The organism is Roseicella aerolata, from assembly GCF_020523605.1.
Taxonomy (GTDB): Bacteria; Pseudomonadota; Alphaproteobacteria; order Acetobacterales; family Acetobacteraceae; genus Paracraurococcus; species Paracraurococcus aerolatus.
In genome coordinates, this window is record NZ_JAJAQI010000057.1 from 24,279 (window position 1) to 30,498 (window position 6,220).

At 66.1% G+C, this 6,220-nt stretch carries 6 protein-coding genes and 1 pseudogene; 1 reads left to right on the top strand and 6 read right to left on the bottom strand.

What is annotated here, in order from left to right:
- Positions 1–94: 94 nt before the first annotated feature.
- The 5 genes from LHA35_RS24700 to LHA35_RS24720 form a co-directional block, all read right to left on the bottom strand.
- Complete coding sequence (locus tag LHA35_RS24700) at positions 95–613, bottom strand: hypothetical protein (RefSeq protein ID WP_226613524.1); 519 nt, start codon at positions 611–613, stop codon at positions 95–97.
- A complete protein-coding gene (locus LHA35_RS24705) occupies positions 610–1,017 on the bottom strand; it encodes a cytochrome c3 family protein (protein WP_226613525.1) in 408 nt (135 codons plus the stop codon). The genes LHA35_RS24700 and LHA35_RS24705 overlap by 4 nt, the downstream gene beginning before the upstream one ends.
- The gene (locus LHA35_RS24710; protein WP_226613526.1) at positions 1,014–1,670 is read right to left on the bottom strand and encodes a hypothetical protein; all 657 of its coding nucleotides are present in this window, start codon (positions 1,668–1,670) and stop codon (positions 1,014–1,016) included. Before LHA35_RS24710 ends, LHA35_RS24705 begins: the two co-directional genes overlap by 4 nt.
- A 32-nt stretch (positions 1,671–1,702) precedes the next feature.
- Positions 1,703–3,421 (bottom strand): FAD-binding oxidoreductase, encoded by a 1,719-nt coding sequence (locus tag LHA35_RS24715; protein ID WP_226613527.1) that lies wholly within the window; start codon positions 3,419–3,421, stop codon positions 1,703–1,705.
- Positions 3,422–3,671: 250 nt separating this feature from the next.
- Positions 3,672–4,229 carry a Spy/CpxP family protein refolding chaperone gene (locus LHA35_RS24720; RefSeq protein WP_226613528.1) on the bottom strand — a complete coding sequence of 186 codons (558 nt, stop codon included), beginning with the start codon at positions 4,227–4,229 and terminating at the stop codon, positions 3,672–3,674.
- Positions 4,230–5,121: 892 nt separating this feature from the next.
- Here LHA35_RS24720 and LHA35_RS24725 point away from each other — a divergent pair.
- A complete protein-coding gene (locus tag LHA35_RS24725) occupies positions 5,122–5,940 on the top strand; it encodes a multicopper oxidase domain-containing protein (RefSeq protein ID WP_226613529.1) in 819 nt (272 codons plus the stop codon).
- On the opposite strand, the pseudogene LHA35_RS24730 reads toward LHA35_RS24725, so the two are convergent.
- Positions 5,904–6,220 (bottom strand): annotated as a pseudogene (locus LHA35_RS24730) (hypothetical protein); the annotation flags it as partial. The gene LHA35_RS24725 and the pseudogene LHA35_RS24730 overlap by 37 nt on opposite strands.

The window sequence follows — 6,220 nt, forward strand, 5'->3', positions numbered from 1 at the left end:
GACCTCTCCCTTGCCATGTACTTGCGGCACGCAAGGCCTCACGCTCAACATCCGTCGGCGACCAGAACAACGCCGGGGTGCAAGCGCGTCTGGATCAGTGCATCTTGCGCCAGCCGACGCCGCGGATATTGTTCCAGGCGTCGGTCTGATGGCAGAGGAAGCATTGCTCGACCTGAGCATTCGGCTGGCCCGCCATTGGCTGGCTCATCATCCGAAAGTGCATCATGTAGTGGCTGGGCGGGGCCTGGTGACACTCCACGCAGTTCTCCGAACGTGGCGACGGGTGTCTAAAGTTGGCGACGGTCCAGACATCAACCGTGTGGCATCCCTGGCAGTCGCGGCCGAACAACGTCCGGTGCGGGTCGTTGTTGACGTGGCAATCGATGCAGTCGAGCCTCGCGGCTGCAGACGCTGGAAGTGAGCGACGGGCCAGCGGGTTGCTGGACAGGTCCTGCTGGCTACGGTCGAGCAACATGCCGACGTTCGCCATGGCACCGCGCAAGTCGGAGTCGGTGGATGCCGGACTGGACGGGTACACCCACAACGCCAGGGCGCCGGCCGCTGCAAGGCCAGCCATCCCCAGCACTGCGGTCAGGATCGCGATAGGCCTCATGGCGACCGCCGGGCTTCGATCGCGCGGCGCCGAGCCGCCATGACCAGTACCGAATGATCCATGTTGATCGGCCGGCGATCGCGGCCCTGGTGCTCGACGTGGCAGCCAGCGCAGGTGCCGATGTTGGCGTGGAACGCGGTGGTGGGCTTGGTCAGCAGCACCGGTGCCGCGGTGGCGTGGCAGGTAAGGCAGGCCCTGGCCTCAACCCCGAGCACCGGCGTGTGGCAAGTCTCGCATTGCGCGCCGATGAAGTCGTGCGCGGCCGAGAGCGGGCCTGGATTTACGGCCGCGGTCCAGAAGGGAATGGCATCCGAGCCGGAGCGCGTAAGCCACACCGGCACCGAGATGGTTGCGCCGAGGCCGACCAGCCCCAGCACGGCATATACGACGGTGGTTGCCTTCATGGCAGCCACCGTAACCCGTAGTAAATGCCGCTCCAGATATGCAGCGCAAGCAAAGGGTAGAGAACGAGTGCTGCGACAATATGCGCCACGACCCAGCGCGACAGCGTCCGCTTCAGCGCCTCCCGCCCGCCGATCGAATCCTCAAGGTCGGCGATGCCGGCAACGAGGGTCGGAACGGGGACGTCGAGCGGCCCCGCAGCAGCCGTGCGGATGCTCCCCCCCTTCAGCATCGAGGCGATACCCCCGGCGATCGCGTCGTAGCGAGTGCGCAGCGTGCCCAGCTCCACGCGCTGCGCGCGGATGTCGTTGCCAATACGCGCCAGATAGTGCCGGCCAACGAAGCCGCTCAGGACGACGACCAGCATCGCCACGATCAGGGTGATCCCGAGCGGACTTTGATACGTGTGGCCGGTGTGGAGGATCCCGAACACCGCGCCGATAGCGCCTGCATAGACGTGGAAGGTCAGCATCGCGGAGAGCGACGCGCGCCGCTTCAGCCAGGGTATCCGCTTTGCCAGCGAAAAGGCCAGCAGCAGCACGAACAGCAAGGCAGCGATGATGCCGAGCAAACTGCCGATGAGGCTGCCTGGAAAGCGCGGTGCAGTGTGCAGCAGGAAACCCGGCAGGAACAGTGCCACCGCCATCAGCAGCATGCCAAGCGCAAGGCGTTCTCGCCCACCCACGCTCAGGCCTCGACCACAAGGTTGCCGATCGATTTCGCCTGGCAGGCCAGGATGATGCCTTTCGCCTTCTCGTCCGTCGGCAGACCGTCCTCGACCGCCATGGTCACCTCGCCCGACTTCAGCGGCACCACGCAGGTGCCGCAGGTGCCCACGCGGCAGGCGTAGTCGATCTCAACCCCGATCGCCTCGGCTGCTTCCAGCACGGTCTGATCAGGCGCCAGCGGCGCCGTCTTGCCGGATGTCGTGAATTCGACCTGCGCCGCGGCGCTAGGTAGTGCGGCCGGAGCCGGGGCCACCGGCGCGTCGCCGGGCACCGGTCCAGGAGGTGCCGCGGCGGTGGGTTCGGGGCCTGACGGCACCCGTCCTTGGGCCGCACCAAAAGCCTCCGTCTTGATCTTGTTTTGCGCGACGCCGAGTTCGAGAAGCGACGTCTTGACCGCCTCCATCATCGCCGGAGGGCCACAGATATGGACCCGCCGATGGGCGATGTCGGGTACCGCCTGGGCAATGAACTCCTTGGAAACCGGTCCCTGAGCGCCATCCCACGGCGTCGCCGAGACCTTCCCCATCGTGGCCACGACATGCAAGTTGGGATGCCGCTTTTGCAGGTAGCCGAGTTCCTCGTGGAACACGAAATCGTCCACCCTGCGCGCCCCGTGCAGAAAGAAGATGTCGCCGGAATAGGATTTATCGTTCAGGCAGCGCACCACGCACATCATCGGCGTGATGCCGATCCCGCCGGAGATCAGGACGATGCTGTCGGCCTCCTCCCCCGTGAAGGTGAATGCGCCCGAGGGGCCCGAGACTTGCAACTGGTCACCGACCGCGACCTGGTCATGCAGGTGCCTGGATTCCGCTCCGTGATCTTCGCGCTTGATTGCGATCTCGACATAGCTGCGTTGGCAGGCCGAGGACGCGATCGTGTAGGAACGTCGCACCGGCTTACCGTCGATTTCCGCCGCGAGGGTGATGAACTGGCCGGCCAGGAAGGTAAACGGGATGTCGCCGCCCTCCGGGTTCATGAGCCGAAACGTCTTGACCGTATCGGTTTCGCGGAAGATCGCCGCAACACGGAGCTTTCCCGACCAGGGCTTCTTTGCACTGGCCGGGGCATCGGGTGTGGCAGCTACGGGCCTGGCCGCGGGCGCCGCAGGCTGCTCCGCCACGCCCTTGTCCGGCGCGAGGGTACCCGGCGATGTCGCATCATCACGCTTCGGAGCGGCGGCGGCGCCAGGGGCACCGCCCGGCGTGAGGCGCTCTACCAACCCGCCGATCCGCCGCATCCGGGCATACTGGATCATCAAGGCGCCCAGCAGGAACGCGACCAGGAACGCCATCGTCGTCAGGTGGTACCAGGACAGTCCCCATGGACCGCCCTCCATAACCATTGGCGCCGCCTCCGGGGAGGAGATCGACAGTTGTTCCCTGAACCAGGCTTGGGCAAACTGGCGTGGCGGCGTTCCGGCCGCGATCGCCTGCAGGGCCGCCGTGCCGCTCTCAAGCCGCAGCACACCCGAGCGAACCTCGTTCGCTGCCTGCTGAACGGCCGCAGGGTCGTTCGACGCCAAGGCCAAGCTCAGCTGTGCATGGCCGGCCGCGATCGCCTGGGAGCCCCAGCCGATGCGTCGCTCTGCCTCGGCCTCGATGAAACGTCGCGCCTCCGGAGTGAGCGCGGGCATGTCCAGGAGTGCGGCATAGAACGGCCGCGGACCGCCGCCCATGCAGCCCATCATGCCGCCGCACCCTCCGCCGGGCTGTGTCGCTGGCGTGGCGCCGGACGTTGACGGCGCTGGCATGGTGTCACTGCCAGGGGCGGCCGGCGGCCTCATCTCCACGGCTGGCGCGGGAGCTTCGGGATGATGTGCGCCGTGGTCGACAGGACCGGTCTGCGCCACCGCAGTCCCAAGCATCGCCGCACCCAGCAGCGTCGCGGCGATGCTCCAGCGGCTCAGGCTGCTTCGCCACACGCCTTTAGAAGGCTCCGATAAAGGGCAGCATGGTGGTGGTCGCCGCGCGCTTCTGCGCCTCATCGAGCTGGTCATAGAGCGCGTTGAAGGCGAGCCGAGTCGTGCGGATCGCCTCCAAACGCGCCACCAAGTGCCCTTCATAAGATTCCAGGCGGGCCATCGGGTCTGCTGCCGCGTTTGCGCCCTCAAGCGCGTTGCGGGCGGCGTCCAGGTGGCCGCGCCCGGTGCGGAGCGCGGCAGCGAAGGCGTCCCAACCAGCCGCCTGCGGCTCAGTGATGCGGAGTGCGCTTCGCAGGTAGGCGATCCGCCCTTCCAGGCGGGGAACGGAGTCCGCTACCGGCGACGCTGCTGAACCCGGCGCCATCCCCGCGCCCGCTGCCGGCCCACCTGACATCGGCGGGGTCATCCCCGGCTGCGCCGCGCCCATGCGCATCATGTTCTGCATCATTGCGCACATCGGGCACATGCCTGCGGCCTGCGGCTGTGGCATTTGACCCGTTGGCGCCTGGGTCTGCCCCTGGGCAGGCATGCCGCCGCCCATGCGCATCATGTCATCGCTCATGCCACCGGCGGCGGGTGCCGGCTGAGCGCCGGGCGTGGCCGGCGTACCAGGCATCGCGCCACCCATGCGCATCCTGTCATCGCCCATGCCACCAGCGGGGGGTGCCGGCTGAGCGCCGGGCGTGGCCGGCATACCAGGCATCGCGCCACCACCGCCCATCGGCATCATGTCCATCATTGCGAGGACGACAGGCGCTCGAAACTCCCCAACGCTGGTTGCGAGCGCCGCAAACGGCATAACTGCCGCCAGAGCCGCAGCGGTAAGTATCGCAATTTGCCTTTGCATCTTTGTGTTCCTTCAGGCGAGCAGGAGAACAATGATTATCCCCGCGATGGTCAGCAGCGTGTGCCCTACGGCGTATGTCACGGTGTATCCAAGGGTCACGTCCGTCAACGCGGTGGAAATTGCTGTTGGGCTTGAGGTGGCCGCAGCACCGCCTCGGCAACGCCGCGAAGGAAGTCTGCGTCTCCTGCTTTCGCCAGCAGGTCGGCAAGTGGCATTCTGTCGTCGGTCATCGGCTGGTTAGGAGTGGGAGCTTCGCAACTCCACCCTAGCCGCCAGGTCCGATGGCCACCCAAGCCCTACACCCCGGCCAGCGCCGGAATTTCCACCACCTCCGCGGACGCTACCGAAGTCCTTATCCCCACGAAGTCCGGATCCGCTCCCGACTGCCGTCCAGACATGCATACCCCCTACGCTCAATGACGCAGGAAATCATCATGAACAACGACAGTGAGCTGCAACAAGCCCTTATACTACGCCACTTCTGGAAGCAATTCGGTGAGAGACTGATGGTCCGCAATAATTCTTCATGCTTCAGTTCAACGGCGGCGGAGGCAACGGACGGCGCTGTCCCGGTTAAAGACATTTCAAGCACCGAAGGAAACGATCCATGCTGGTAGCACCGTCCATCCCTGCGGCCGCGGCTCCTGGCTTGCATCGACGTGACCTGCTGCGCGCCGCCGGAGTGACGGGGTTGCTGACGGGGCTGGCTGGTTGCGCCCCTGGCCGCGCCGAGAACCCGGCCGCTGGTGCTCCGGGGGGCGCCTCGGTTGCCGGAAACCCCATCGACCTCGTCATCGAGAATGTGGCCTTGCCGGTTGATGGCCGCGTCGGCAGCGCCGTCGCGATGAATCGCATGGTGCCCGGTCCGGTGATCCGGCTGCGTGAGGGCGAGGACGCCGTCCTGCGCGTCACTAACCGTCTCGAGGAGACAAGCTCGATCCATTGGCATGGGCTCATCCTGCCGCCGGGCGTGGACGGCGTCCCGGGCGTCCGCTTTGCCGGCATCCGGCCTAGTGAGACCTTCGTCTACCGCTTCCCGGTGCGACAGAGCGGCACTTACTGGTGCCACAGCCACTCCGGTGGGCAGGAGCTGCTCGGCCTCTACGCGCCGCTGATCATCGACCCTGCCGGGCCGGAGCCGTTCCGCTACACCGGCGACCATGTGGTCATGCTGTCAGACTGGAGCTTCGAGCCACCCGAGCAGCTTCTCGCCCACATGAAGAGCCTTCCCAGCTACTACAATTACCAGCAGCGCACAGTGGGTGAGTTCTTCCGCGACGCCCGTCGAGACGGCCTGGGGGCGACCGTCAGCAACCGACTCGACTGGGGGCGGATGCGGATGGATCCGACTGAACCGCGCCGGGTTCGCCGGAGGCTGATTGGTTTGAGTCACGCCGCCAGGAGCAGGTTTTCCTGGGCCGCGTAATAGAGTGCCTCCGCCTCGGCTGGCGGGATATTGCCAATGGGCTCCAGCAGCCGCCGATGGTTGAACCAGTCGACCCACTCAAGGGTGGCGAATTCCACGGCCTCGAGCGAGCGCCATGGGCCACGCCGGTGGATCACCTCGGCCTTGTAGAGGCCGTTGATTGGACTTGCTTCGGGAAAGTGGAGAGGTCCCGATGATGCAAGAGGACCCACATGAAGCAGCAGCGACGGTTTACGAAGGAATTTGAGGACGAGGCGGTACGCCTTGCTCGGACGAGCGG

What these genes read in the sequence shown, in the direction of transcription:
- LHA35_RS24705 (WP_226613525.1), bottom strand. Translation starts at nt 1,017, where the DNA reads ATGAAGGCAACCACCGTCGTATATGCCGTGCTGGGGCTGGTCGGCCTC.
- LHA35_RS24715 (WP_226613527.1), bottom strand. Translation starts at nt 3,421, where the DNA reads ATGGGCGGCGGTCCGCGGCCGTTCTATGCCGCACTCCTGGACATGCCC.
- LHA35_RS24710 (WP_226613526.1), bottom strand. Translation starts at nt 1,670, where the DNA reads ATGCTGCTGATGGCGGTGGCACTGTTCCTGCCGGGTTTCCTGCTGCAC.
- LHA35_RS24720 (WP_226613528.1), bottom strand. Translation starts at nt 4,229, where the DNA reads ATGAGCGATGACATGATGCGCATGGGCGGCGGCATGCCTGCCCAGGGG.
- LHA35_RS24700 (WP_226613524.1), bottom strand. Translation starts at nt 613, where the DNA reads ATGAGGCCTATCGCGATCCTGACCGCAGTGCTGGGGATGGCTGGCCTT.
- LHA35_RS24725 (WP_226613529.1), top strand. Translation starts at nt 5,122, where the DNA reads ATGCTGGTAGCACCGTCCATCCCTGCGGCCGCGGCTCCTGGCTTGCAT.